Consider the following 26,805-nt stretch of genomic DNA (forward strand, 5'->3'; position numbering starts at 1 on the left):
GAGGGGCTCGTACGACGGCCCCTTTCGGCGCATATAACTCGGGTCAACACCCGCGGACTTTATTTTTTTAGAATCTTCGCGCCGTTCAGGCGGTAGGATTTTTCACCATCGCGGACAATCGCATTGTGGCGCACCCTCTGCACGAAGGGGGCGTTTTGCTTCTGTATGTCGCGGGTCGACAACGAGCGCGGTATCGAGGATTTGACACTCTCATCGAAGACAACTTTTCCGATGAAAACACCGTTGCTTATGCGGTTTCTCGTTTCGTCGTTCGCAAAGTGGATGCATTCTTTGACCGGGTCGTCATTACAGACCTTCAAGTACACTTCCAACGGGATGCCCGTCCAATCTTCGGGAGATTGGTTTTTCAAGGAGCCCAATTTCGCTTCGATCAAAACTTCATTGTTGCCATCAAATGTCATCACGGTATCGGCACCCTTGATTTCAATTTTGCGGCTATGCACTTTCATAAAATCAATAGAATCAGGGAGAGGAACTTCATAGTAAATGTAAGCCAAAGTATCTAGCATACCCACTTGTTGCGTCCCATTAACAACTAGTGAAGCCTTCACCTTATGAGTCAAGTTCCCAAAGCCCACGTTCTGGATGCGCAGCTTCGCCTTGAAAATACCATCGGCGCCAACCGTATCGCTCATCCACGATTCACGCAGCACGAAGCGGTAACCCAAATGGTCGTTGATATACTTGAATCCCGAAAGCGAATCGACACGCGCCGGGTCGTAATCGAAATCCTTCTGCTTGAAGGGTGTCTTTTTCCAGCCGTCGATCAGGTTGTTGTTCCACTGGATGTTCAGGTAACTCGTATGCGTGCGGAAGCCCTCGTAAGAGAGAAACTCCGGCGTATTGATGACCTGGTAGCCATCTGCCGTCGTAAGCGCCTCGCCACCATAGGGCGTGTTGACGCTGTACTTCTCGAGCCAGGCCACGCCTTCTTCGCGACAGATAGAAGTCTTGCAGTCGGCGCCCCAGGTGCCGTAATCGTATTGCGTTCCCAAGTAGCCGTCATTGAACATTCCCACGCGGTACATGGTGTCGCCTTTGGCCTTCGCAATCTCCGCAAACTTCTCGCCATCGATGTGAAAGTCGACTCCCCAGTTGTCAAAGCCCAAGACCTTCGCCGAATAGTTTCCTGTGCGCGTGAGGATTTTCAATTCGGGTGGAGTATTGCGCAGCATCAAGTTCACCGCCTCGGCCACGCGGTCATAGGTGATACTTGTGTCAGAATGCATCTCGCCGTAGGCGCCGTGCATGCCCATCTCGAGCGCTACAATCACGTCGGTATTCTTCGAGAGCACGGGAGCGAGCTGTTCCACATGCTTTAGTACCCACTCGTGAGCCGGAGTCACGTTGCTCCTGCCATTATACCACGGATCGTAACAGATGCGCACAATCACACGCCCGCCAAAGTCGCGAATGTTGTCGAAGGTCTGCTGCAAAACGTTCAGGGCGTCTTCGGTGAGATCCTGGTTCTTGCCGCGAATCGTATCGCGTTTCCCGCCCGTTGTGTCAATCGAAAGCCACGCGTTGCTGCTGAATTCCGAAATTTCCGCACGCAAGTGCAACAGCTTGCCATACGGCTTTTCAATCGCCTTACCGCCCGAAGGCTTTAAATGCAACACCTGCGGCGTATAGAACCCGCGATCGAAATTTTCGAGCGTCGCCATGGCATCGGTCGTGTCAATAGACTGCTTCACAAGACCCGCCGCAAAGAGCGGAGCCTGCAAGAACGCAGCCGCGACAGCTGCCAGCACAAACCTTCTCATAGGAACCTCCTTCTATTTTTTCTCACCCATCAGAGGAGGCGGGGTAAAATTCCGCCCACTTGCCGTCCTTGCACTGGTAGGGAACATAAGTGTTGCTTTTTCCACCCGCCTGTTCCCCCCAGACATTCTGGATATCGCCTTCGGCAAGACAGCTTTTGCCTTCGGAGGGTATGGAAAGCGTCCAGGTTCCGCCTTCACACGTATATTCTGCATGCCTTGCACAATCGACAGTCACCGTACCCGACATGCACGGAGTCAAGCTGCACCCCTGCGAAATTACACAATCGTTGTCGGTGATATGGGAGCAGGTCTCAATCTGGGAAGCCGTCCAACGGCCATCTCGGCATACATACACGTCGTCAGTGTTGCAGTCGGGTTGCATCGTTCCCTCTTCTTCCTGCGCACATATCGGAATCTGGTAGACGATTTCTTCGCCAGGATCCATGTGTGGCATATGAACACACTGTTCCAGGGAGCGCGAAGAACTGGATTCCTCAACGGAGGAGGGACCTTGTTCCGGGCAATATCGCTCAATATGATATGTATGGCAAAGGTCCTCGACAGTGTACCCGCATTCCGGAGTGAGCGCTTCGCACTGGTTGGAACCAGAACTGGAATCGTTTCCGCAGGCGGCGAGTCCGAACGCGGTGATTACGGTCGCAGCCCCGAGTCTAGCAAACAATATCTTTTTAAACATGACATTCCTCCTTTTTTTACTGGATTACTCTTCCGCCAGTTTCGGCACAAACACGTACTCGCCATTGCGGCACTGGTAATCGCAGTCGCCCCGATGTATCCATTCATGCTCAGCGTCGTTCACGTCGCACGGCGTACGGACGACGGCTGCATCGACACAACTCAAGGACTCGTAGGCGCCCCGGTACTTTTCCCACTTGCCTTCGTAGCACATGAATATTGTATGGTCCCTCGCTCCGGCGGTTTCTACGTAACCTTCCAGGATGCTGCCTTCCACCAGGCAGGTATCCCCTATGGTGGGGTTGATTTGCCGCCAGAAGCCTGCATTCAAGCATTCATATTCAATGTTTCTAGCGCAATCGACAGTCCTTGCTCCCGCATCCTCGCGCGAGCATTTCTCTCCTTCATGTCCGTTTTCGGCTCCGATTATACGGGTGCAGGACTGCGTTTCCTTCATGGGCGTCCAAAAGGCGTCGGCGCACACGTACTCTTCACCGCTCCCGCAGTCGATGACTGTCCTCGGGGCGTTTGAATTGCAGGGCACGCGACCGCAGTTTGCGGAATCGCCTGTGCACGGAGTCAGCGCCACGTTCAGGCACTGGCTTTTGTCTGCCAGGTTCCAGTACCTATTTTCGCACTTGTACACACCCCCGGTGATGCAGTCTTCCGCCATCGCCCCCTCGTCATAGCATTCGTTACAGGGCCTAAAAGGAATGGGACAATCGGGACCGTCGCAGTTCTGGCACATGCGTGCAAAGTTGATGCATTCTTCGGCTATGGAAGAACTCGAAACGCAGTACCGCGCCTGTCCCATATTGCAAAGCTGTTCTGCGGTCCACCCGCACGAAGTATCCATCGAGAGGCATACCGGCAAAGATGAGGAAGAACTTTCGATTTGGAACTCGGAGGAAGAAAGTTTTTCGGCCTCGGAAGAAGATTCCGGGACATTCCCTTCGGAACTCGAGAGGGCGCTACTGTCGGAACCTACATCCTCACCCGATGTCGCCGGGCCGCTGGAACTGTCGTCACAGGCGACAAGCGCAAACAGGCAGAATACCGCTGCAGCAACCGGCACTCGAAAAGTCTTTATCGATTTCATGGTTCTCCTCCTTGATTTTATTTATCCGAAAACCATTCCGAATTCAACCGCAGCTCCGCGCATTTGTCCACAGGCATATCGACGTTGACAGCCTCATGCACGATTGCAGGGCACGAATCCATTTCGCCACAGTAGCGGAACAGGAACCTGAACATCATGGATTCTGTCGTCATCTTGCAGCCGGGTACCGCGATATCGATTACGGAAACCGTATCCTTCGCGACGCCGGAAAGTATAAATCCGGCGAATCTGGAATCGCCCTTGACCGTCATCATGTACAGTCCGCAACCACCATCCATGATACCCTTCCTGACAGAATCGGCCAGGCCCGCATACTCCAGAGCCGCATCCGGGAACAACACCTCCAGCGCATCGATACTGCGCGCGTTAAACTGATGAGGACACGAACCATCGAATTCCGTACTATATCCGGGCGACGAAGTTTGTCCGGGTTCGACCGTCGACACAGGGGGAGAGGAATTCCGCTCTGCCTTGGCGGCAAGCAAGCCGCCATCGAACCGGAGGGTATCTATCCCGAACTGCGCGAGATAGAAATTCAGCGAAGACGAGTCAACTTTTACCGGCCCATGCTCCACCGCTTCCGAAGAATCGGCAGGAAATGACGGAACACTGCTGGACGACAGCACGTAATCCAGCGAATCCTGTCTGCTGCTCGACATGCTTTCCGTGGCAAATTCGTTGGGTTCTTCGGCCGTGCCCGCGACATCCGTGGACCCACACCCGATACACAGGCATGCCGCAATCACGGCGACAAACGCGAAAGGAATGTACAACTCAGACTTCTTCATTTTCACACTCCTTCACTTTCCTGCTCAAGGGGAAAAGCTGCAAGTTCAAGCGGTAGACCTGGTCGATATCCTTGTCTTCGGCGGCAACGGCGATAACCTGGCGCCGGAATTCATCGATCAGGCTCGCGATGCGCTCGTAGCTCCTGCGCGAAAGCCCCATGGTGACCCCGCTAAAATGGCGCTCGTCCACGGGAAGGTCCACTGCGGGTGTCGCAAGTTTCGACATCTGGCGGTGCATTCCACGAAGCGCGAGGCGGGTCGCATCCGGCGTGCCCGCAATCGATGTTTCCGCCTGCACAAAGGCATCGCGCCCTTCCCTTTTCAGGAGCCCCACCCTCGTGAGGAAATTAAGGCTCTTCTGCACATCCGCCGCAGACACTTCGGGATTGCACATCTTCGCAATTTCGCCAGGAGTGGCCCCCGGCATCAGCGGGGCGAGTTCGCGCACTACAGGGTTATGCCAGGAATCGTAGAATTCAAAAAGTTCACCTTCCATCACACGGATCTTGTGGACCCGGGCAATGGCAAGCATGTTCTCGTAGGCGGCCTTCTTCTTCGCCTCGGTTTCAGTCTGGCCATATTCGACCATGGCACGGAAATAATCCATCTCGAACCCGACAAGCCCCATGGCCTGTCCCGTGCGCTCCACCCCGATGCGGCTGAGTTTGCTCTTGCCGTCGCAGACCACCTTCATGTACGAGGACGAAGTAAAACCCGCAATTTTCGAGAACTCACGCCACGAAAAAACAGAACGACGCTTGCGTTCATCGTAGTAGTCCCGCATGTATTGACGGAAATCAGAATATTCGACAATCGGTTTCATCATCCATAATTATACATCTTTTTTCCAAAAAAGCAACACCACCATGCAACAAAGATGCTTTTTTTATTAAAAAATCACTAATTTTAGCATCTCATGCGATTTTATATCTCTTTACGCAACATCCCGTTGCATAAAGAAAGAACCCCATTGCACAAGCAACAGGGTCCCAAGAACCAAAATCCGACGCATTCACCAACAGGCGGCAGCAACACCTATTTGTTGTAAATCGCCTCGAGGGCGGCGGCGAGGTACGCAAGCGGCGCGTTCCAGTTGATGGCCACCTCGTTGGTCGCGTAGCTGCAGCGGTTGTCGAGGTAGGCGAGCGCAGGCTTGTCGGCGACGGCATAGTTCGGGCACTTCCAGGGTTCCTTGCCTTCCAGGTCGATATCCTGCTTGCCCAGGTGCGGGCCTCCCACGAGCATACCCGGCACCGGATCGTCCACCTTGTCCGATTCGCTCGGGCGGTGATGCGGGTTGCGCGGGCTCCTGTAGCCGAATCCCGTCACGTAGGTCATGTCCATCGGGTTCTTGCCGAGCAGGTAGTCAAGGCACTGCTGCGCACCATCCAGATAGCTCTTGTCGCCCGTCAGCAGGTAGGCATGCACCAGCACCATGCCGTTGTTCGCCATCGCGCTATTGCTACCCCAGTTCCAGCTCCACGGGAATGCGGGCAGGCGGTAGGCGCTCGTGTCGCCCACGGCACGCAGGTTGTTCGCCTCGTTCATCACGGTCTTCTTCGCGGCGGCAACCAGATCCTTGTCAAAAACGGCGGAATCGAGCGCCACGCGGAACGCGGCAATCATGTTCATGTCGCCCCACCAAGCACCGTTCGCCGTAAACGCGTTCATCTTCAGGTCCTTCAGGTAACCGGCAGCAGCCTTGTCGCCCTTCGCACCCGCAGCGGCCTTCGCGCGGTAGAGTTCGGCAGCAGCCCAGCGGAACTCGTCCTTGCCGTCCTCGTTGCCGGGCGCATAGCTACCCGTGTTCACGTCGGCAGGCTGCTTGTAGAATGCCTTCGGGTTCTTCTTCGCCCAGGCGTACGCGCTTTCCGCAGCCTTGAGCATCTTGTCGGCATAGGCCTTGTCGAACTTGCGGTACACCACGCTCGCCTGCGCCATCACGCCCGCAAAGTCGAGCGACGCGGTCACGTTCTTGATAATCGCATAGCGCGGGGCCGTATCGTCCTCGGGCTGCACGCTCCCGCTGAACTTGAGCGTAGATACCTTGTGGTACACGCCGCCGTCCTTGTCCTGCATGGTAAGCATCCAGTCCAGGTTGTAGCGCACCTCTTCCAGCAGCAGCGGGAGCTTGCCGAATTCCCGCGGAATATTCCAGGAGAGCGAATCCGCATACTTCGGGAAGTTCTCGTATATCTCGAGCAGGGTCCACACGGTAATGCCCGAGTTCACGATGTACTTGCCGTAGTCGCCCGCATCGTACCAGCCGCGTGCGGAATTGAAGACCTTGCCGGCGCCCTTGCCACCAGTCGCCGCATCGCTCCCGTAAACAATCACCTTGTCATCCATGTGGCCAGCGGCGCGCGCCCACTTGCCCGCGTACTGTAGCGTAAGCGGCAAACTCGCACGCTGGTAGTAGAACCACTTGAGGCTAGCCTTCACCAAATCGCCGTAGACACCTTCGCCAACCAGAATCGGGCTGCCCACATAGGTACCGCCACGGAACAGGCGGTAGGTTCCCGGAGTCTTCACCGCGGAGATATCGAAGGTCTGAATCTCCTCGCCGCTGTAGTCCCAGTCATACACCATCGGGGCGTCGAGCGTCAGGACAGTTTTCCCGTTCATGTCCCGCACCTCGAGGCCGTTCGCATCGTTTCCGGGATAGACGACCGTCTTCTCGGCTTCGGGATAAAACCCGAGCTGGTTCACGAGAGGGCCCGCCACCGCACCGGCAGCGAGCAGGGACACGGCGGCAGATACCGCCACATAGGTTCTAGAAGCGCTTTTATGAATATCCATATCCAGAATATACTTTAAATCGCGCCCCTTGGGCGCGATCATGCATCATGTTCCGTTTTCAGCAGGAAACAGCGCTAGTCTTCTTCGCCGTAATCCTTGACGCAGCGCAGGTAGCCAGCATTGTGCCTACTTCCCGGCTCATTGCTGAGCCCCTTCTTGTAGAGGTACATTACCCGCACCCCGCCATAGGGTTGCTGGTCACCGGTCCACAGGAACGTCGTCACTCCCATCGCCACATACTGCATTTTCCCGGTATATTCGTCTGCCCCGCCGTCGCCGTAGTCATACTCGGCCACGCCGTAGCCGGAGGGAATCACGGACAGACCGCTTTCGTTTGTTCCCATCGCCATAAACGCCGAGGCGTAACTCACATCGGAATACAGCTTGCGGAATTCCGGATTCGGCACGTGCCAGCCTTCCGGACAGATTCCCCGTTCCACTTCCCGGATGTCGGCAACGGAATCCAGGTAGACGGGTTCGAGGTCCATCGCAGCCGACCATGAATACAGGCGGCCGAGGACTTCGCAGTTAGACTCGTCGTCGCCGTAGCACCAGCTCTGGCCCTTCAGGTTCTCCGAGGCGGCACTGTCCGCGTACTTCAGGTTCTCGGCCATCCAGGTATAGCCTCCGATTTCCACGGTCCTGTATGTCCTTCCGTCGCGAGAATCCACCAGCGTCCCGTATTCCACCTCCGGATTGAAGATATCCCCGACATCGAAATTTTCCTTTGTCGCGGGGTGCCATGCCGAATTCGAACAGACCAGCATCTTGTACCTGAAATCATCTCCGATATCCCTCATCTCCCCCTCGTTCGAGGCATCACATGCGGGATTGCCGTCGGCAGTTGCAAGGAGAGTCAAGTACTTTTCGAAATGTCCCACCTTCCCGTTGGGCGCCTTCGCCTCTATCGCCTTGCGGATGGAGTCCCCGCCGTCGTCGGTAATGATTGCATCCGCGAGCACGGCAAGCCTACGAAGGACGTCCGAGCTATAGAACTTTCCCGTCAAGGTGTCGATTTCCAGGCTTTCCCACGCGGTGGTACTGCCGTATTCCACATAATAATCTTCAATAACCAGCGCTATGGCGGCAAGCATCGCATCGCCCTCGCCTTCGCCATACAGGGAATACTTCTCGAAATCGAGCAGATCCTTCGGCATGTGGAGCGCGGAAAGCACCGCGACATTGGCAGAGCGCCTCGCCTCCGCAAATTCCTTTCCCTCCCTTACCAGGGACCATATCATGTCGGTCGCAAGCGTCGTCAGGTAGTTCACGTTCACCGTGCTGTCGTTGGACAAGTCGGCGGCCGCCTTCAGTTCCATGTCGGGAACGACCCTGCTGCCGTTTGGAATGCGGCTTTCACTGGCAGAAACGCCAAACTCCATCAGTCCGTTCGAAACATAAGGCTCTATCTCGTAAGCCCCGGTAGCGCCGTCGACAGGCACGAACCTGCTCCAGCCATCTATCCAGTAATACGGTTCGACGCGGCTTCCCATCTGGACATGTACAGAATCCTTTTCAAAGAAAAAACCGTGCTGTACCAAACCGCGCGCGCCGTATTCGGGCGTGAACGCATCAAAGCCGTGTTCCGATTTTTCGTCCGAGCAACCAACCAGGGCCGCCAATGCAATTACATATAAAATCTTCTTCATGATTTCCATTATAGCAAACGAACAAACGTCCTGCAACCCAAAAAGAAAAACCGCAGCGGATATCGCTGCGGCTTTCCTTCAAAGGGTATAGGCTCTAGCCCTTCTTGCTCCTGTGGCTGTTCTTGATCCATTCGGTCTTGTGGACTTCCGGGATATCGTCAAGCAGGCGGAGCGTGTGCGGTTCGGTCGTGTTGTCGAGCACTTCAGCCGGAGTACCCTGGTTCACGATCTTGCCGTCGTGCATGATGAAGATACGGTCGGACACGTAGTTCGCAAGGCCGATATCGTGGGTCACGAACACCACGGTCATCTTCAGCTCGTCTTTCAACTTGCGGAGGTAATCGAGGATGTTTGCACGCACGCAGGCGTCCACCATGGAAGTAGCTTCGTCGGCAATCAGCACCTTCGGGCGGAGCGCGAAGATACGGGCCAACAGCATACGCTGCATCTGGCCACCGGAAAGCTCGAACGGGTACTTGCCTTCGATATCGGCAGGAGCCACGTTCACGGCCAGCAGGCCTTCGTCCACACGGCGGCGGACTTCTTCCTTGCTGGGCTTCACCTTCAAGATGTTCAGGGCGTCTTCCAGCTGGCTACGGATCGTAAAGAACTGGTTGAAGCATCCGAACGGATCCTGGAAAACGGACTGGACTTCGTTCCAGTGGTCCTTCAGGTTCTTGATGGGCTTGTCGCGGTAAAGGAACTGGCCGCGCGTCGGCTGGTAAAGGCCGAGCATGATCTTCGCGAGCACGGACTTGCCGCAGCCCGAGCCACCCACGATAGAGATGAACTCTTCGTCATAGATGTTGAACGAGACATCCTTCACGGCGGTCTTCAGGGTCTTGCCGGCACCAAAGTCCTTGCTGATGCGCTGGGCAGAAAATACAACGGGCTTATCACTTAGCATAGTCGCACCTCACGTCACGATCACCGACAACGCGGAGATTCTGGGTATTCTTCTTGCAATCGGGGCATGCCTTGCTGCAACGCGGGGCGAAGCGGCAACCCACAATCTTGTTCTTGAGGCTCGGGGGAGCGCCTTCGATGGCCACCGGATGACGGCCACGCTGGCTCGCTTCCGTACTGAGCATGGCGCCCATGAGGGCCTGCGTGTACGGATGGCGCGGATCCTTGACGACCTGTTCCGCCGTGCCCTTTTCCACGAATTCACCGGCGTACATGATGGCGATATTGTCGGCCACATGGTACAGGAGCGGAAGCTCGTGGGTAATGAAGATCATCGTCGAGAAGATGCCCTTGTCCAAAAGGTCGAAGATCATCTTGATCACTTCCTTCTGGGTAGATACGTCCAGGGCGGAAGTCGGTTCGTCGGCAATCACCATCTGCGGGTTGAGCAAGGTGGAAATACCGATAACGGAACGCTGACGTTCACCGGCGGTGAGCTGGATAGGATAAGAATCGAGCACGCGCTTCGTGTCCATTCCGAACAGGTCGAAACGTTCGCAAAGGCGGTCGTAGATTTCCTTGTGGTCGAGCTTCTTGCCCGGCTGCTGGTGGGCTGCGATCACGTCGGCGGCGATATCCTTGATTTTACGGACAGGGTTCAGCGCGTTGAAAGCTCCCTGCGGAATCATGGAGACCTTCTGGGCGAGCACGTTCTTGCGGACGTCCTCGACGCTGCGGTTCATGAGCGATTCCATCTTGTCGCCGTTCTTAACGCGCACTTCGCTCTTGCCTTCGGGGTAGAGGGGCGGGATGCACATGCCCATAAGGCCGGAAACGAGCGTGGACTTGCCACAGCCGGATTCACCTGCGATGCCGAGGATTTCGCCCTGCTTCATGGAGAAGGAGACATCCGTCACGGCATGAGTCTTGTCGCCAAAGCGGCCGAGGTAATAAAGGCTCAGGTTTTCTACTTCAAAAACATTGTCAGACATTTTTTACCTCTTACTTGCGCAGACGCGGGTTGAAGACGCCTTCCATGGAAGTATTGATCAGGAACAACGCGAACACCGTGAGGGTGATGATGATGGTCGCCGGGAGGAAGGCAATCCAGATGCCGTCCGAAAGGGCGCCGTTGTCCTTGGCCTGGTTCAGGATGATACCCAGGGAAGTGGAATCCAGAGGTCCAAGGCCGATCATCGAGATGGAGGCTTCGGAAAGGATACCCGAGGACACCTGCATGATGAACACCATGAACACGTACGAAAGCAGGTACGGAAGCACATGCTTGATAACGATCGTGAGCGTAGACGCACCGTTGATGCGGGCAAGCGAGATGTGGTCGCGGCTACGGAGCGAGGATGCCTGCGCACGCACGGCACGGGCAGACCAGCTCCATGCGGTAAGGCCGATGATAAGGCCAATGAGCGTAAGCGAACGTCCGTCCTTCACGGCGGAGCTGATGAGCACGAGGATCACGAACTGCGGAATCACGATGAAGATGTTCGTGAGCATGTTCAGGACTTCGTCAATCCAGCCGCCACGGAAGCCGCCGAACAGACCGATAAGCACACCGATCGTCGTCGCGATGACGCCCGCCACAAGCCCCACGTAGAGCGAGCTGCGGAGCCCTTCGATCAGGAGGGACACGTAGTCGCGGCCGAGGTGGTCGGTACCGAGCAGGTGGTCGCCGCTGGAACCCGCATAGGGGCCAGCAACGATATCGCGCGCGTTGATGTCCACGTGGTAGAACAGGGGACCCAGGAGCGCAATCAGCAGGGTGATGATGAAGATCGAGATACCGATGACGAACATCGGGGACTTGAGGAGATTTCTAAGAAGCTTTCCCATGATTACTTACCTCCCATCTGGAGACCGGCCTTGACACGCGGGTCGAAGACGGCAATCAAAACGTCAACAGCGAAGTTCGCGACGAGCACGCAGGTCGAAATCATGAGCGTGCAGCCCTGAATCGTCGCGTAGTCGTTCTGCTGGATAGCGGTGAGCATCGCCATACCGAGACCCGGGTAGGAGAAGATCATTTCGGTAATGAGGGCACCACCCACCATGGTACCGAGGCTCTGGGCGAGGCCGGTGAGCTGCGGGAGCATGGCGTTGCGGAACACGTAGCTGATGATCTTGCCTTCGCGGAGTCCGAGCCACTTGGCATACTTCATGTAGTCGGTACCGAGTTCGTAGATGGACATGGAACGCATACCCGTCGCCTGGCCCGAAAGAAGAATCGGGAACACCGAGAAGAACGGGAGGATGTAGTACCAACCTACGCTCTTGATGCAGCCCCACGAGAAGCTGAGTTCCGTGATATCCGGACTGTAGGCGCCCATCGCGGGGAACCAGCCGAGAGTGATGGAGAAGAGAGCGACAAGCAGCATACCGAACACGAAGAACGGGATACCGTTGAGGAACATGGCGCAGGGGAAGAACACCTTGTCAAAGATACCGCGCTTGTAGGCAGCGAAGGCACCGAGAAGGTTACCGATGATCCAGCCGAGGATAATCGTCGGAGCCTGGATGAGGAGCGTCCAAGGAACGGATTCCTTGATGATCTCGACGACCGGCTTCGGATACTGGCTGTAAGAAATGCCGAGGTCACCCTTGAACACGTTCTTGATATAGACGAGGAACTGGGAGAAGCCGGAAGCGAGGCGCGGGTCAGCCTTCTTCACCACCTCTTCCACCATGACGGTATCCTGGCGCGTAACGGCGACCTGTTCCATCACGGCAATCTTTTCGACCTGGGCAACCTTCTTCTTGGTCTTCTTGTCCTTGACCATGACCGGCTTGCCCTTGGCGTCGAGCACAGGCTTTTCCTCGAACACGGGATTGCCAGCTTCGTCGAGTTTCTGGCGTTCTTCCATCTTCGGGGTGCCGTCCTCGTTAAGCACGGCAACCGTCTTCAGCACCGGAGCACCGTTCTCGTCGGTCTTCGGGACCTTGACAGTCTTCACGTTGCCATTCTCGTCGACATCGGGATCGTAGATAACTTCGCCCTGGTCGTTGAGTTCGGCCATACCGAAAGCCTTGAGGAGGCCTTCCTTCTTGAGCTTGGCTTCTTCGGGCGAGAGGCCCTGGGCTGCCTTACCCATGATAATGTCCACGGGGTTGTTCTCACCCATACGCGGCAGAGTAAAGTTAATCGCGACAGCGACAACAAACGTCAGGAGATACCAGAACGCCTTCTGCAGGACATAGCGCAACATAGGATATTGTTTAAGCATTGGTCGTCCTTTTATTTAGCAAGCTTGAGGTTCCAAAGGATCTTGGTGCCGGAGGCAATCCACGGGAGCTGCGGCGGAGCGTAGGGATTCTCGGCGGTCGGCCAGTTCGTCCACACGCGGTCGCTGAATTCGTAGAACTGTTCGGGCAGGTAGACCAGCGGAATGGAGGGCTGGTCTTCCATGAAGATCTTGTTGAGTTCGCGGTAAGCCTTCGCGATTTCTTCGGCGTCGGTCATCAGCGGGATTGCAGACAAAAGCTGGTCCACTTCCGGACGGAATTCCGGAGTACCCGGCTGGTTGTAACGGCCGATGTTGGTGCCGGCCCAGGCGCCGAGCGGCTGCCAGTCGCGGCTGGACATGACTTCGTTGAAGCGGCTCCACGGGAGAGACGGGGACACGTCGGCAGACGGCTTGTCCATCAGAAGGTCGAAGTTGCCCGTTCCCTTGGCAGGCCAGTACTGACCGCCGTCCACGAAACCTTCACGCACGTCGATACCGGCCTTGCGCATGCCTTCCACGGCGATGGTCACCATGGCTTCCCAGTCGGTCCAACCGGCAGGAGAAGTGATGAAGAGCGTCGGGAGCGTTTCGCCCTTGGCGTTTTCCATATGGTCAAGCGTGCCGTCCTTCTTCCACACGGACTTGAAGCCGGCTTCGGAGAGCATCTGCTTCACCGTGTTCAAGCGTTCGGCCTCGTCGGTAATGCCGAGGTTCACGCCGTACTTCTGCGTATCTTCGTCATTGATAAACTTGCCTTCGAGACCCGTCGGCATGATAAGGCCGGCCTTCAAGGTCGAGGTGTAGTTCGAGACGGCGAACTGGCGGATAGCCGTGTAGTCGATGGCCGTCGCGAGTGCGCGGCGGAAGCGCTTGTCGTTGAGCGGTTCCTTCATGGTGTTGATCATGAGCATCGGCATGGCGCCCGGAGCAAAGTAAGGAGGTTCGTTGAACCAGGTATGCACGCCGCGCTTGCGCCAGATGCGGGTCACGAAGCTCATGGAAGCATCGAGGTTGCCGGTAGTGAGCGCAATCGTGTTGGCGTCGTTGCTCTTGTAGATCGGGTGAACCACGTACTTAGGAGCGGGGAGCTTGCCCTCGTGGAGGGCGGCATTGCCCCAGTAGTCGTCACGACGCTGGAGGATAATCTTGTTCGGGTCGGCGGACATGATGTTGTAGGGGCCCGAAACCACGGGATCCTTGTCCATCGTGAGCTTCTTGACTTCGTCGAGACCCTTTTCCGCGATAAGCGGTTCAAACACATGCGCAGGCGCGATACGGATGGCCTGGAGAAGGTCACGCACAGAGAGCGGGTTGTTCCTCTGGGCCTTGTTCACGATGAACGAAAGGCGTTCCTGAACTGCCGGTTCGGTGGCAATCGTATCCACGTGGATATCAGAAATCTGTTCCGAGGTATTGATGGAACCCTTCGTGAAGATGAACTTCACGTCGTTCGAGTTCACCTGCTTACCGTCGCTCCACTTGGCAGCCGGGTTCAGGTCGACCACGACACTGTCGTTATTCGAGAGTTCCTCGACGAGCGTTCCGAGAAGCGGCTCGATCTTGCCGTTCAGCGTATTGTAAACAATAAGCGGTTCGTAAACCAGGTTGAAGCGTCCGCCAACAGGCCAGGCAGCCATCCAACTTTCGGCAAGCGGGTTAAACGTCGCAGGGGCGCCCCATTGCTGGCCGGACAGGTAGAGTGTCTCCTGACGGGGCAGAGCCCCTTCGACCTGGTCGGTACCGCACCCTGAAAAAACTGCTCCACTTGCCGAGAGCGCAAGAGCGGTCCTGGCAATCGATTTCAATCCAATCATTGTGTCCTCTTTTATAAGCTTTTGAAAGCTCGTGAATAAAAAATCCTTTCGTAATATAGATTTAAAAGCTTTTTTTGTTTTTGCACTTTCGTGAAAAATACGTTTACATTCGGACACAGGAGCAGGGACGGCGCACCAACGCATCCCATGCGGAGTTCAATTATTTATGAAAGTTTACAAAACGGCATTCCAGATAAAAATTTTCGCCACCTACTCCGCATCGCCCTACTCCTTTATTTTTGTCCGGCCACAAACGCCATTTACATACAAAAGAAAAGGGCCCGCAAAAGCGGAACCCTTTTCTCAGTAATTCTAATAGTTTAAATTACTTCTTGCAGCACTTCTTGCAAGCGGCCTTCGGAGCCTTGCAAGCCTTGCGCGGGTCACCGGCATAGACAGCAGCCTTGCCCAGTTCTTCTTCGATGCGGAGGAGGCGGTTGTACTTGCACACGCGGTCCGTACGGGAGAGAGAACCAGTCTTGATCTGGCCAGCGGCGGTACCGACGGCGAGGTCAGCAATGAAGGTGTCTTCGGTTTCGCCAGAGCGGTGAGAAACGATCGGAGCGTAGCCTTCGTTCTGAGCGCGCTTGATGGCGGCGAGAGTTTCGGACACAGAACCCACCTGGTTCACCTTGATGAGGATAGCGTTGGCGATACCGGCCTTGATGCCTTCATCGAAGATGGTCGGGTTGGTAACGAACAGGTCGTCACCCACGAGGTTGATCTTGCCACCGAGCTTGTCGGTCATGACCTTCCAGCCAGCCCAGTCAGCTTCGTCGAGACCGTCTTCAATGGAGAAGATGGAGTACTTGTCGATGAGCTTTTCGTAGAGCTTCACCATGTCGGCAGACTTGACAGTCTTCTTGGTGCTCTTCTTGAAGGTGTAGGTTTCCGGCTTGCCAGCCTTGGTGTTCTTGTCGCAGAATTCAGAGGAAGCAACGTCAAGAGCGATCTTGATGTCAGTGCCGAACTTGTAACCGGCATTGGTGGTTGCAGCCTTCAAAGCGTCGAGAGCCTTTTCGAGGGTCATCACGCCAGTGATTTCGTAACCGAACTTGTTCTTGGCCGGCTTGATGCTGACGCCAGGAGCGAAGCCACCTTCGTCACCAACGGTGGTGTCGAAGCCGGCCTTCTTCAGCACAGCCTTGAGGGCGTGGAAGATTTCGGTGACCATCTGGAGGCCCTTGGAGAAGGTCTTTGCGCCAACCGGAGCAATCATGAATTCCTGGAAGTCGATCGGAGCGGAGGAGTGAGCACCGCCGTTGATCACGTTGCACATCGGGCAGGGGAGCGTGAGCTTCTTGGTGCCATGGAGCTTGGCGATGTACTGGTAGAGAGGCATCTTGGCGTCGTTAGCAGCAGCAACGCAAACAGCCATGGAAACGCCGAGGATGGCGTTTGCACCGAGCTTGTTCTTGAGCATGCGGTTGCCGTCGAGAGCGATCATGGCGTCGTCGACTTCGGTCTGCTTGGCCGGGTCCATGCCGATGATCTTCTTGGCGATCTTGGTGTTCACGTTCTTCACAGCAGTGAGCGTGCCCTTGCCGCAGTAGGTCTTCTTGTCGCCGTCGCGGAGTTCGCAAGCTTCGCGTTCGCCGGTAGAAGCACCGCTCGGGACAGCAGCGTGACCCTTCACGCCGTTTTCGAGGGTAACATCAACTTCGAGAGTGGGATTGCCGCGAGAATCGAGGATCTGGCGGGCAACAACGGATTTGATTTTAGAAGCCATTTTTTAGCCTTTTGGTTTAGTGTGAAAAATTTTGCGGTGTAAAATATAGAAATTAGACGAAAGACGAAAGACGATAGGCGAAAGAAAAGGGGGTAAAAAGGGATGGGTTTTGCCATCAATTATCAGAGGCACACTCCTCCTCCGAAAGTATTTCCATAACCCGTTTGTCGTTTTCGTCCCATTCACAACCATTGTCACAACTGCCAACCCTTTGACACCTATCTGCCGTTACATCTTCATGGCTAAGCCAGTGGTTTCGCTCCACTTCAGGGCAATCCCCTACAATCCTAATGCTAAAAGGCAATACCCTCTTTATGTACTCCGAATTGCAAGTCAGGCCAGCCTCCCAGCTACCATGGACAACACCCTCAGCAGGCACATCCTGGAGCCTATCCAAAACAATAATTTCCGGAATACCGATATTCACATCCGCATCTACAGGAACATCCCCGTCGCAAGAAAGTTCCTCGACAAACGGCCCTTTTGAAACCTTTCCATTTTTTCCCAAATCCAGCGTAAAAGTCTTTTCGCTCCGGAAGCCTCCATGGCATATATTCCCCGACTTTCCTTCATAAAAAGTCTGGGGTTCGATATAATCCACATTTTCCACCAACCGCAATTCTAGCGTATCCCCGTGAAGAACGCAATACTCGGCCACAGGAGGGAGCGTATCGCAGAAACCGACAATCTTCGCCTTGAATTTTGCCTCCAGATTAGGGCCACCTTGTAAACTCGCGCTCCAAAGCCCATCAAACTCTTTCCCGAAATAAGTGACAAGAGAATCCTTGGCATTGACCATAGGGAACCTTTTCAACGCCCACGCGTAAATATCATTTTTAAGGAATAGTCTCCGCTCCGGCAGCGGAACCTGTATATCCCTAGCCGAACCTGTAGAGGTACAAATGCCTCCACCTCCGCCACCCACCAATGGGCACAATTCCCCCTCTACGCACCTGGTAGGCGGACTTACTCTAAAACGATAATTCCAACGAGTACAACGTTCGTGAACCACCTTTGGAATATCCCAAGAAGAATCCCAAGGTATTTCGATACTCTTGACAAGATGAAGGTTGTATGTATTTTTATCGGTGACGACTGCGCAAAATTCCGCCACGTTGGACTCCGGCTCGATCTTCTCGGAAGAGCACCCGCAAAGGAACATCGCCATCAATAGAACCGGCAGCCAACACAATTTCAAAAGTTTCATACAGCAATCCCTGATTACCAAACAAACTAGAAAAAAGAGGGTGTCCCTATTTGAAGAATCTTATTCGGACAATGTGAATTTGCGGCAGTATCGGGGAACTCCAGGATATTCTAAAACACTAGATACACTTTGGTACAAATATCCGTTTTAGAAAATAGTCCGTGCAGGCTGCACAATCTATTTTTAGGGCGTATGGGAACATTTTGCGGACGGAAGCCCGCCGGAGGCATTTATGAACAAGTTCCTATTCTCGATGGTTCTCGCACCCATGACGGCAATGGCATTCCAGGTCGGCGCATGGGTCGGCGGCCCCGGGCAATACCCGCAGCCCACGCAGCAGAACGTGCTGGCGTTCCAGGATTTGCAGGGCACGCACCTCGACCTCATCAGCTACTTCGCACTTTTCGACATCAACGACTGGAACGCGACCGCGCAGTACGCGAACGTCGCGAAGAACAACGGTTCCACGCTGGTGGTGACCTGGATGGCGAACGGCTACAACGCGCAAGAACTGGTGAACGGCAAGGCCGACAACTACATCCGTGAATATGCAAAGGGCGTCAAGGGCTTCGGCGACGAAATCTGGCTCAGGCCGCTCCACGAAGCAAATGGAGACTGGTATGACTGGGGCGTAGGGAAATCGGGCGCCGGCAATACCGACGCGAACGTCGCCGAAGCTTTCCGCCACATCGTGAAAATCTTCAAGGAAGAAGGCGTCACGAACGTCAAGTGGGTATGGACCACCAACGCCTCAAACCAGGGCAGCGGCACCACGCTCACGGGCAACTATCCCGGCGACGAGTACGTGGACTACATCTCCATCGACGGCTACAACTGGGGCACGTGCCAGAGCTGGTCCAGCTGGCAGACGTTCTCGCAGGTTTTCAAGAAGGCGTACAACGCGCTCGCTAACATCGACAAGCCGCTCTTTATCGCCGAAATCTCAAGCTCCGAGAGGGGCGGCAACAAGGCCGAATGGATTACCGACATGTTCGAGCACTTCGCCACGGACTTCTCGCGCGTTTTCGCGGTGATGTGGTTCAGCCAGAGCAAGGAAGCGAACGAGGGCGACTGGGCGCTCAACACCTCGCAGGCCGCCGTTGACGCATGGAAGGCGGGCATCGCGAAGATGAAGGCAAGTGAGCCCAAATCTTCGAGCAGCGAAGCGGTTATCGAATCGTCAAGTTCAGTCAGTTCGTCCAGCAGCACTACCGCCATCCGCACCGGCGGGATTACAGACAAGTTTTCGTTTAGGCAGCAGGGCGGCAAGCTGCTCTTGCAGGTTGACCGCGCCATGACTGCGAGCGTCGTGCAGTTCGACCATCAGGGACGCATCCTGTGGCAGAGCGCCGTACAGCACTTTACCCCGGGCGAGCACGCGCTGGATGTTCCCGAGGCGGGCACACGCAGTATTTACAGACTCGTGCCACAGCGGTAGGCGCCACTAGAAATCTGAACATAAAAACTCGGCTTGGTCCAAGGGCCAGGAGGAAACAGAAAAGGCTCGCTTTTGTAAGCGAGCCTCTCTAGGATAATTCGTGCTAATGCAAGAAAACTACTTCTTCTCTATTTCACGAATCTGTTTCAGTTGTTCTTCGGTGCAGAAGCCGGAAATGTCGATTTTGGCTAATTTAGATTGTTCCGCCATTGTAAACCGACGTATTAAGCATGTATCCAAACAAGGGACCATCATTGGTATTATTATCAAAAGAATAGATTCCTTTAAAAGAACAAGGTATGTAGGGAAACAAGTACTCCTTACAACAAGCAAAAAAATTAATTTGATAGGCATTTTACCTATTTCTCACAAGGGCCATTCACTCTAATATTAAAATCGTAATAATCTTTACGACGCGATTCTCCACTTTGAATCTCCGCATTTATTCTTACAGGCAAAACTTTCCCATAAAGAGCTCTTTCTTTTTTTAGGTTTTGCGGTAACAGAAAATACTCATAAAGCACATAGTCTTCGCAACTTTTATACAACACCCCTTCAACAGGTATAAATCTACCAGTTCCATAATCAACACTGGTAGTCGTTGTTTCTTTGTAATTTTCATTGCAAACATGACAATCGCTAGCAGAAGCAAAAATATAACGGGGAATGTAATCCAATTCTTTATCTAAAACAAGGTGATGTTTTTCATCGATGCAATATTCGGCGACAATTTGTTTTTTTGAACACGGACCGACAATCGTCGCTTCAAATGATTTCTCATAGGTGAAACCGGTTCCTCCAAGTTGAGCCTTCCAATGGCCCTTGAAACTTTTCCCATAATACGGCTTCAATGTTTCTTTCGCTCTGTATTTGTGGATATGCAAGACATCACGATTTATAGGATTTAGATTCACTTTGACTATTTTAGGCTTCAAACAAAGGGTGTTGCTTGATGGAGTTGCGTCTAAAGCCACACAACCACCTATAAAATCCGAAGAGTCTGAATCATAAGGGGCGTCAAGACTATACTCTATTTCCCAAATTGGTTCTCCATTATATACATTACATATAACACTATCAGGAAATACCCAATTAGACTCAGGTTCCAAATTTAAATTCTTGACCAAATGAAGGCTGTATTCATTAGAATCCTTATTAAATTCCGCACAAAACTCCGCAAGTCCTTTGCTGTAACAAGGGATAACTAGAAAAAACAAATAAATTCTTAAAGAAAATCTAATCGAAATTTTTTGTAGTAAAGACATTGTTACTTACATTTGTTTGAAAATTTTTCTTCGTGTTTTCTCATTAGCTCAGGTATGTTGAATCGCGCGTGACTGAAGTTATTTGCATCTGAATCATCCCATTCGTTATGCCTTGTGTATATGTCGTATATATTGTCTCTTACATAGGCCCAACTACGTTCAGCTTCTAATCATCTCTCTTCTCCTGCAAATTTTATGTTCGAATATTTAGCTTTAACACAGCCCTTGTAATCTTCTGTTCCTACTTTATATTTTGCTTTGCATTCGCTAAAGTCATAGAGTCCTTTAGTTACTGGCCTTGGAGGAAAACCTTTAACAGTACTTTCTGTCGAAGAGCTTTTCGTTTCCGCCTGAGGTGCGTTAGATTCTACCTGAGGGGCATAAGATTCCGTCTGAAACCGATCGAAACCCCTTTCGGACGGAAGGGTTTTGCTCTCCGAACAAGCAAGAACAAAGGTTGTCAAAATAAATAGAAGCAGAGCATTTTTCATATCGTTTTTCCAAACACGTTTTGTGGAACTACATACAAATATAATCCCTTGTTCTAAGTAATACGTGTAAGATACTGTTAAATATTTGCATTAACTTTAAACAAAACAGAAAAGGCTCGCTTTTGAAGCGAGCCTTCCCTCTAGGATAATTCTGTGCTAAGGCAAGAATTAGAAACGGAAGTGGGCGAAAGCCTTGTTGGCTTCAGCCATCTTGTGCGTATCGTTCTTCTTGCGGACAGCGTTGCCTTCACCGTTCTTGGCAGCAACGAGTTCGGCAGCAAGGCGGTCGGCCATGTTGGGTTCGTTGCGGTTGCGGGCGGCATCAAGGAGCCAGCGGAGGGCGAGAGCCTTGGCACGGTCCGGAGCGACTTCCATAGGAACCTGGTAGTTGGCACCACCGATACGGCGAGACTTGACTTCGACGCGCGGCTTGATGTTTTCGAGGCAGAGTTCGAACTTTTCGAGCGGGGTTTCCTTGCCTTCGACCTTCTTGTCGAGCTGTTCAAGAGCAGTATAGACGATCTGTTCAGCGATGGTCTTCTTGCCCTGCTTGAGCACGACACCGACGAGTTCGGTAACGAGGGTAGACTTGAAACGCGGATCCGGGAGGATGGAGCGATGGAGAGCCTTTCTTCTTCTAGACATATTCTACTTCCTTACTTCTTGGCCGGAGCGGCACCTTTCTTCTTGACACCATACTTGGAACGGGCGTTCTGACGGCCGTTGACAGCCTGAGTATCGAGAGCGCCACGGATGATGTGGTAACGGACACCCGGAACATCCTTGACACGGCCACCGCGGATGAGCACGATGGAGTGTTCCTGGAGGTTGTGGCCTTCGCCGGGGATGTAAGCCGTAACTTCCATCTTGTTGGAAAGGCGCACACGGGCAATCTTACGAAGAGCGGAGTTCGGCTTCTTCGGGGTGCTGGTGTAGACGCGGGTGCAGACACCACGCTTCTGCGGGCAGGACTTCAAGGCCACGGATGCGGTCTTGTTGCTGATCTGTTCACGTCCGTTGCGGACGAGCTGTTGAATAGTAGGCACTTTTAATCTCCTAGATTTTGGAGTGCAAATATAGTTCTTTTTCCAGTTTTTTCAAGTACATAGTCGAAATTACTCCGCATCTTCCTCGTCGGAAGCGCCGATTTCGTTATCCAACATCTGGATTCCGGAACCGAAGTCATCGTATTCGGCATGTACGTTCTGCAGGCGCTGGCGTTCTTCCGCCTCGGCATCGGCATCGACCACTGTCACGTTCCTCAAGTGGCGGGCACCGGTTCCGCACGGAATCAAACGACCCATAATCACGTTCTCCTTAAGGCCCATGAGCGGGTCCACCTGCCCTTCGATGGAAGCGCGGGTAAGGATCTTGGTGGTTTCCTGGAACGAGCAGGCAGAGATGAAGCTGTCTGTCGCCAAGGAGGCCTTCGTGATACCAAGGAGCATCGGCGTGAAGGTCGCCGGCGTCTTGCCCTGAGCGATCAAGCGATCGTTCTCGGCACGGAGACGCACCTTGGAGATTTCTTCGCCCGGAAGCAGTTCGGAATCGCCGGATTCCTTGACCTTCACCTTGCGCATCATCTGACGGACGATACATTCGATGTGCTTATCTGCGATAGCCACACCCTGCAGGCGGTACACCGCCTGGATTTCGTTCACCAGGTGACGCTGGACCTCTTCAGGTCCGAGGATCGTCAGGATATCGTGCGGGTCTGCACTGCCTTCGCTGATCTTCTGACCAGCGCGGACACGGTCACCTTCGTTGACCGCCAAGTGGACGCCGCGGGGAACCAGCACTTTCTCTTCCTGGTCGTCCATCTTGATAATAACTTCTTGGTTGTTGCGGACTTCCTTGCCCATGACGATGAGACCATCAATCGGGGCAAGAACGGCCGTGTTCTTCGGCTTGCGGGCTTCGAAGAGTTCGGCCACGCGCGGAAGACCACCCGTAATGTCGCGGGTCTTACCGGCGGCACGCGGAAGCTTAGCGACCGTAGAACCGACAGAGACCACGTCGCCGTCCTTGACGGTAAGGATAGCGCCGTCAGGCAGCATGAAGTGGCCCGCCTTGGTGTTCGCGGAGTCGAGGATGCTGATCGCCGGACGGAGCTGGCGGGCACTGCCGCCATGCTTCTCACTGATCACGATCCAGGTCTCGACGTCGGTGTTCTCGTCGCGTTCGACACGGAACGTCTTGTTTTCGACGAGGTCCACGAGCTTCACCTTACCGGCAACGTTCGTAATAATCGGGCTGTTGTACGGATCCCATTCGAACATCACTTCGTCCTTCTTGACGGAAGCGTTGTTCTCGACATGCATGATGGCGCCGTACGGAATCTGGTAACGACCCTTGTTGATGCCCGTGTTGTCGAAGATAACGAGTTCTGCCATGCGGCTCGTGACGACCTTCTGGCCCTCGTGGTCGACGGTTTCGACCTGTTCGAGTTCCACGCGGCCATCGACGGAGGCCTTCTTGCAGTTTTCGACAGTCAGACGGGAAGATGCACCACCGATATGGAAGGTACGGAGGGTAAGCTGCGTACCCGGTTCACCGATGGACTGTGCGGCAAGCACGCCCACGGCTTCGCCCAGGTCGACCGGACGACCGGAAGCAAGCATACGGCCGTAGCACTTGGAGCACACGCCATTGCGGGAATCGCAAGTGAGCACGGAGCGCATCTTGATATGTTCAAGACCCGTAGCAGAAATCTTCGGGAGGTCACGTTCGGTGACGAGTTCGCCAGCCTTGACAATCACTTCGCCCGTAACAGGGTGCTTGATGTCTTCGACCGGAGCGCGACCGAGCAAACGTTCTTCCAGCGGAATCACGGTGTCGTCGCCGTCCTTGAAGGCGGAAACTTCGATACCGTTGGTGGTACCGCAGTCAGCCTCGGTAACAACGAGGTCCTGGCCCACGTCCACGAGACGACGGGTAAGGTAACCGGCGTCAGCCGTCTTAAGGGCGGTATCGGCCAGACCCTTACGGGCACCGTGAGACGAGATGAAGTATTCCATCACGTTCAGGCCTTCGCGGAAGCAGGACTTAATCGGGTTCTCGATAACTTCCTGACCGCCGAGCTGCTTGATAGGCTTCTGCATCAGGCCGCGCATACCGGACAGCTGCTTAATCTGTTCGCGGCTACCACGAGCACCGGAGTCGGCCATCATGTAGACGGGGTTGAAACCGTCACGGTCGCGGGAAAGGAGATCCCACTGCTTGGATGCGACTTCGGCAGTCGTCTGCGACCACACGTCGATCGTCTGGTTGTAACGTTCGCCGTCGGTAATCACACCGTCCTCGTAGAGGTTGCGGATGTTGTTGACCTTTTCGGTAGCGGCATCGAGCATGGCCTGTTTGTCTTCGGGGATCACCATTTCGGCGATAGCCACGGAAGAACCGGCGCGGGTTGCCCACTTGTAACCGTTGGCCTTGAGGTTGTCGAGGTATTCGACAGTCACGCGGTTGCCGGTGCGACGGTAGAGGTCGTCGATAGACTTCGCGATGACCTTCTTCGCGAAGGTTTCGTTCGCGTAGCCGAGTTCGTTGGGAACAAATTCGTTAAAGATGATACGGCCGACAGTCGTCTTGATGACGTTATCGTCCTTGAGTGTAAGGAACTTGATCTTCTCGCCAGCCTTGACGTTCACTTCGAGGTTGCCGTTGTCGTCGGCAATTTCGCGGACACAGGTGCAATCCTTCTCGAGGGCGCCGATGTAGATCTTGCGGCCAGCCTTGAGCTTCAGGTACACGGTGGCGTTCAGATCCACGACACCGTTCTCGTAAGCGCGGATGGCTTCGGCGGAATCGAAGAAGTGCATGCCTTCGCCCTTGCGACCCGGACGCGGCTTGGTGAGGTAGTAGAGCCCGAGCACGATGTCCTGGCCCGGCACAGCGATCGGCTGACCGGAAGCGGGGTGCAGGATGTTGTTCGAGGACAGCATGAGCACGCGGCATTCGAGCTGGGTTTCGAAAGAAAGCGGGAGGTGCACGGCCATCTGGTCACCGTCGAAGTCCGCGTTGAATGCGGTACAGACGAGCGGGTGGAGGCGGATGGCGTTACCTTCGATGAGCTTCGGATAGAAGGCCTGGATACCCAAGCGGTGAAGCGTCGGGGCGCGGTTCAGCATCACCGGGTGGTCCTCGATGATTTCTTCGAGAATGTCCCACACTTCGGGGCGTTCGGCGTCCACGTACTTCTTTGCGGACTTGAGCGTGTAAACGATGCCGTCTTCTTCCAGGCGCTGGATGATGAACGGCTTGTAAAGTTCGAGAGCCATGCGCTTCGGCAGACCGCACTGGTGCATCTGGAGTTCCGGGCCCACCACGATGACGGAACGGCCGGAGTAGTCCACACGCTTACCGAGGAGGTTCATACGGAAGCGACCCTGCTTGCCCTTGAGGAGTTCTGCGAGGCTCTTGAGCGGGCGTGCAGAACCCGTGCGCGCCGTGCGGCGGCCGCTGTCGAACAGCTGGTCGACGGCTTCCTGCAGCATGCGCTTTTCGTTGCAGAGAATCACGTTAGGGGCACGGATGTCAATCAACTTTTTCAAGCGGTTGTTGCGGTTGATGACACGGCGATAGAGTTCGTTCAGGTCGGAGGTCGCAAAGCGGCCGCCTTCGAGCGGAACGAGCGGACGAAGATCGGGCGGAATCACCGGGAGCACGTCGAGAATCATCCAGGAAGGCTGGTTCGCGAGCATGCGCACTTCGTTCGGATACTTGACACGGAATTCATCGAAGGCATCGGCCAGGATGAAGTCGGAATGCTTGGATTCGTAGTCGGCCTTGAATTCGGCGACAGCCTCGGCGAGACCCTTGAGCCAGGCCTTGCCGGAATCGCGGGAGGAATCCGGGTTGTTGTAGTAGCTGCGGAAGCTTTCCATCTGCGACTTGCGGAAGGCGTCGACCACCTTCAGGCGCTTGATGGCATCGTCCACCTTCGTCTTGGAGTTGGAACGGGCTTGGTCACGGAGCTTCGCAGAAAGCTTGGCGAGGTCGAGCCTGTCGAGCAGCTGCTTGATAGCAGAAGCACCCATCTTGGCTTCGAAAGAACGGCCTTCGGCCACGAGATCCTGGTAGGTCGTCTCGTCGATGAGGGTGTTCTCTTCGAGTTCGGCATCGCCCTTGTCGATCACGACATAACGTTCGTAGTAGATGACCTGTTCGAGGTCCTTGGTATTGAGGCCAAGGAGGGCACCAATCACGCACGGCTGGTTACGAACGAACCAGGTGTGTGCAAGAGGAATGGCGAGTTCGATATGGCCCATGCGTTCGCGACGGACGCGGGAGTGGGTCACTTCGACGCCGCAGCGGTCACAGATGACACCCTTGTAACGGGCGCGCTTGAACTTACCGCAGTTGCATTCCCAGTTCTTGACGGGTCCAAAGATCTTCTCGCAGAAGAGACCATCACGTTCGGGCTTGAACGTACGATAGTTAATCGTCTCCGGCTTCGTGACTTCGCCGTAGGACCAGTAGCGAATCAGGTCGGGCGCAGCCAGGTGAATCGAAATGTCGCCGGAATTTTCTTGATTTTCCATCATTTCTTCGGACATATTACTTTTCTCCAGTGGTCTCGATATCAAGACCCAAAGAATGGACTTCGCGGATCATAACGTTGAAGGACTCGGGGATACCCGGCTTCGGGGTGTTCTTGCCGTGGACGATGGCGTCGTACACCATGGAACGTCCCGTCACATCGTCGGACTTGACGGTGAGGAGTTCCTGCAGCGTGTAAGCGGCACCGTAAGCTTCCATGGCCCACACTTCCATTTCACCGAAGCGCTGGCCACCGAACTGGCTCTTACCGCCGAGCGGCTGCTGCGTCACGAGGGCGTAGCTACCGATAGAACGGGCGTGGATCTTGTCGTCCACCAAGTG

At 54.5% G+C, this 26,805-nt stretch carries 21 protein-coding genes; 1 reads left to right on the top strand and 20 read right to left on the bottom strand.

What is annotated here, in order from left to right; all coding sequences use genetic code 11:
• Positions 1-59 precede the first annotated feature (59 nt).
• The 14 genes from B2310_RS12910 to B2310_RS12975 all read right to left on the bottom strand — a co-directional run bounded on the left by B2310_RS12910 (position 60) and on the right by B2310_RS12975 (position 17,728).
• On the bottom strand, positions 60-1,784 hold the full coding sequence (locus tag B2310_RS12910) for a DUF4832 domain-containing protein (RefSeq protein WP_290732295.1): 1,725 nt from the start codon (positions 1,782-1,784) through the stop codon (positions 60-62).
• A gap of 22 nt (positions 1,785-1,806) precedes the next feature.
• The gene (locus B2310_RS12915; protein WP_173381065.1) at positions 1,807-2,481 is read right to left on the bottom strand and encodes a hypothetical protein; all 675 of its coding nucleotides are present in this window, start codon (positions 2,479-2,481) and stop codon (positions 1,807-1,809) included.
• A 24-nt stretch (positions 2,482-2,505) separates the two neighbouring features.
• Positions 2,506-3,579 (bottom strand): hypothetical protein, encoded by a 1,074-nt coding sequence (locus tag B2310_RS12920; protein ID WP_290732298.1) that lies wholly within the window; start codon positions 3,577-3,579, stop codon positions 2,506-2,508.
• Between the two features lie 17 nt (positions 3,580-3,596).
• Entirely contained in the window at positions 3,597-4,388 is a 792-nt protein-coding gene (locus tag B2310_RS12925) for a hypothetical protein (RefSeq protein ID WP_290732301.1), read from the bottom strand.
• A complete protein-coding gene (locus B2310_RS12930) occupies positions 4,375-5,214 on the bottom strand; it encodes a TIGR02147 family protein (RefSeq protein WP_349679649.1) in 840 nt (279 codons plus the stop codon). The genes B2310_RS12925 and B2310_RS12930 overlap by 14 nt, the downstream gene beginning before the upstream one ends.
• 209 nt (positions 5,215-5,423) lie before the next feature.
• Positions 5,424-7,187, bottom strand: coding sequence for a glycoside hydrolase family 9 protein (locus B2310_RS12935; RefSeq protein WP_290732304.1), 1,764 nt, complete (start codon positions 7,185-7,187; stop codon positions 5,424-5,426).
• A 74-nt stretch (positions 7,188-7,261) separates the two neighbouring features.
• Positions 7,262-8,836, bottom strand: coding sequence for an FISUMP domain-containing protein (locus tag B2310_RS12940; RefSeq protein WP_290732307.1), 1,575 nt, complete (start codon positions 8,834-8,836; stop codon positions 7,262-7,264).
• A gap of 94 nt (positions 8,837-8,930) precedes the next feature.
• Positions 8,931-9,743, bottom strand: coding sequence for an ABC transporter ATP-binding protein (locus B2310_RS12945; protein WP_173381059.1), 813 nt, complete (start codon positions 9,741-9,743; stop codon positions 8,931-8,933).
• On the bottom strand, positions 9,733-10,734 hold the full coding sequence (locus B2310_RS12950; RefSeq protein ID WP_173365059.1) for an ABC transporter ATP-binding protein: 1,002 nt from the start codon (positions 10,732-10,734) through the stop codon (positions 9,733-9,735). Before B2310_RS12950 ends, B2310_RS12945 begins: the two co-directional genes overlap by 11 nt.
• 10 nt (positions 10,735-10,744) lie before the next feature.
• Complete coding sequence (locus tag B2310_RS12955) at positions 10,745-11,590, bottom strand: ABC transporter permease (RefSeq protein WP_173381057.1); 846 nt, start codon at positions 11,588-11,590, stop codon at positions 10,745-10,747.
• Between the two features lie 2 nt (positions 11,591-11,592).
• Positions 11,593-12,960 (bottom strand): ABC transporter permease, encoded by a 1,368-nt coding sequence (locus B2310_RS12960; RefSeq protein WP_290732310.1) that lies wholly within the window; start codon positions 12,958-12,960, stop codon positions 11,593-11,595.
• 29 nt (positions 12,961-12,989) lie between these two features.
• A complete protein-coding gene (locus B2310_RS12965; RefSeq protein ID WP_290732313.1) occupies positions 12,990-14,792 on the bottom strand; it encodes an ABC transporter substrate-binding protein in 1,803 nt (600 codons plus the stop codon).
• 325 nt (positions 14,793-15,117) lie between these two features.
• Positions 15,118-16,521, bottom strand: coding sequence for a phosphopyruvate hydratase (gene eno / locus B2310_RS12970; RefSeq protein ID WP_290732316.1), 1,404 nt, complete (start codon positions 16,519-16,521; stop codon positions 15,118-15,120).
• Positions 16,522-16,636: 115 nt separating this feature from the next.
• On the bottom strand, positions 16,637-17,728 hold the full coding sequence (locus B2310_RS12975) for a hypothetical protein (protein ID WP_290732319.1): 1,092 nt from the start codon (positions 17,726-17,728) through the stop codon (positions 16,637-16,639).
• Positions 17,729-17,960: 232 nt separating this feature from the next.
• Here B2310_RS12975 and B2310_RS12980 point away from each other — a divergent pair, with 232 nt between their 5' ends.
• Positions 17,961-19,166, top strand: coding sequence for a glycoside hydrolase family 26 protein (locus B2310_RS12980; protein ID WP_290732322.1), 1,206 nt, complete (start codon positions 17,961-17,963; stop codon positions 19,164-19,166).
• Positions 19,167-19,525: 359 nt separating this feature from the next.
• Here the strand turns inward: B2310_RS12980 and B2310_RS12985 are convergent, their stop codons facing one another.
• From B2310_RS12985 to B2310_RS13010, 6 genes are all read right to left on the bottom strand, one after another.
• A complete protein-coding gene (locus B2310_RS12985) occupies positions 19,526-20,431 on the bottom strand; it encodes a hypothetical protein (RefSeq protein WP_290732325.1) in 906 nt (301 codons plus the stop codon).
• A 170-nt stretch (positions 20,432-20,601) separates the two neighbouring features.
• A complete protein-coding gene (locus tag B2310_RS12990; RefSeq protein WP_290732328.1) occupies positions 20,602-20,922 on the bottom strand; it encodes a hypothetical protein in 321 nt (106 codons plus the stop codon).
• A 168-nt stretch (positions 20,923-21,090) separates the two neighbouring features.
• Positions 21,091-21,567: a 30S ribosomal protein S7 gene (rpsG, locus tag B2310_RS12995; protein ID WP_173367010.1), complete on the bottom strand. Its 477-nt coding sequence runs from the start codon at positions 21,565-21,567 to the stop codon at positions 21,091-21,093.
• A gap of 11 nt (positions 21,568-21,578) precedes the next feature.
• Positions 21,579-21,968, bottom strand: a complete 390-nt coding sequence (rpsL, locus tag B2310_RS13000) for a 30S ribosomal protein S12 (protein ID WP_073188010.1) — start codon at positions 21,966-21,968, stop codon at positions 21,579-21,581.
• 69 nt (positions 21,969-22,037) lie between these two features.
• Positions 22,038-26,480: a DNA-directed RNA polymerase subunit beta' gene (gene rpoC / locus B2310_RS13005; protein ID WP_290732331.1), complete on the bottom strand. Its 4,443-nt coding sequence runs from the start codon at positions 26,478-26,480 to the stop codon at positions 22,038-22,040.
• A 1-nt stretch (position 26,481) separates the two neighbouring features.
• On the bottom strand, positions 26,482-26,805 hold a 324-nt coding region (locus tag B2310_RS13010; protein WP_290732333.1), incomplete at its 5' end, for a hypothetical protein.

It is taken from the genome of Fibrobacter sp. UBA3629, assembly GCF_002374005.1.
Taxonomy (GTDB): domain Bacteria; phylum Fibrobacterota; class Fibrobacteria; order Fibrobacterales; family Fibrobacteraceae; genus Fibrobacter.

Bases quoted from the DNA above. Each gene is read 5' to 3' on its own strand.
- B2310_RS12910 (WP_290732295.1), bottom strand. From the start codon at position 1,784: ATGAGAAGGTTTGTGCTGGCAGCTGTCGCGGCTGCGTTCTTGCAGGCT.
- B2310_RS12915 (WP_173381065.1), bottom strand. From the start codon at position 2,481: ATGTTTAAAAAGATATTGTTTGCTAGACTCGGGGCTGCGACCGTAATC.
- B2310_RS12920 (WP_290732298.1), bottom strand. From the start codon at position 3,579: ATGAAATCGATAAAGACTTTTCGAGTGCCGGTTGCTGCAGCGGTATTC.
- B2310_RS12925 (WP_290732301.1), bottom strand. From the start codon at position 4,388: ATGAAGAAGTCTGAGTTGTACATTCCTTTCGCGTTTGTCGCCGTGATT.
- B2310_RS12930 (WP_349679649.1), bottom strand. From the start codon at position 5,214: ATGATGAAACCGATTGTCGAATATTCTGATTTCCGTCAATACATGCGG.
- B2310_RS12935 (WP_290732304.1), bottom strand. From the start codon at position 7,187: ATGGATATTCATAAAAGCGCTTCTAGAACCTATGTGGCGGTATCTGCC.
- B2310_RS12940 (WP_290732307.1), bottom strand. From the start codon at position 8,836: ATGAAGAAGATTTTATATGTAATTGCATTGGCGGCCCTGGTTGGTTGC.
- B2310_RS12945 (WP_173381059.1), bottom strand. From the start codon at position 9,743: ATGCTAAGTGATAAGCCCGTTGTATTTTCTGCCCAGCGCATCAGCAAG.
- B2310_RS12950 (WP_173365059.1), bottom strand. From the start codon at position 10,734: ATGTCTGACAATGTTTTTGAAGTAGAAAACCTGAGCCTTTATTACCTC.
- B2310_RS12955 (WP_173381057.1), bottom strand. From the start codon at position 11,590: ATGGGAAAGCTTCTTAGAAATCTCCTCAAGTCCCCGATGTTCGTCATC.
- B2310_RS12960 (WP_290732310.1), bottom strand. From the start codon at position 12,960: ATGTTGCGCTATGTCCTGCAGAAGGCGTTCTGGTATCTCCTGACGTTT.
- B2310_RS12965 (WP_290732313.1), bottom strand. From the start codon at position 14,792: ATGATTGGATTGAAATCGATTGCCAGGACCGCTCTTGCGCTCTCGGCA.
- eno (WP_290732316.1), bottom strand. From the start codon at position 16,521: ATGGCTTCTAAAATCAAATCCGTTGTTGCCCGCCAGATCCTCGATTCT.
- B2310_RS12975 (WP_290732319.1), bottom strand. From the start codon at position 17,728: ATGAAACTTTTGAAATTGTGTTGGCTGCCGGTTCTATTGATGGCGATG.
- B2310_RS12980 (WP_290732322.1), top strand. From the start codon at position 17,961: ATGAACAAGTTCCTATTCTCGATGGTTCTCGCACCCATGACGGCAATG.
- B2310_RS12985 (WP_290732325.1), bottom strand. From the start codon at position 20,431: ATGTCTTTACTACAAAAAATTTCGATTAGATTTTCTTTAAGAATTTAT.
- B2310_RS12990 (WP_290732328.1), bottom strand. From the start codon at position 20,922: ATGAAAAATGCTCTGCTTCTATTTATTTTGACAACCTTTGTTCTTGCT.
- rpsG (WP_173367010.1), bottom strand. From the start codon at position 21,567: ATGTCTAGAAGAAGAAAGGCTCTCCATCGCTCCATCCTCCCGGATCCG.
- rpoC (WP_290732331.1), bottom strand. From the start codon at position 26,480: ATGTCCGAAGAAATGATGGAAAATCAAGAAAATTCCGGCGACATTTCG.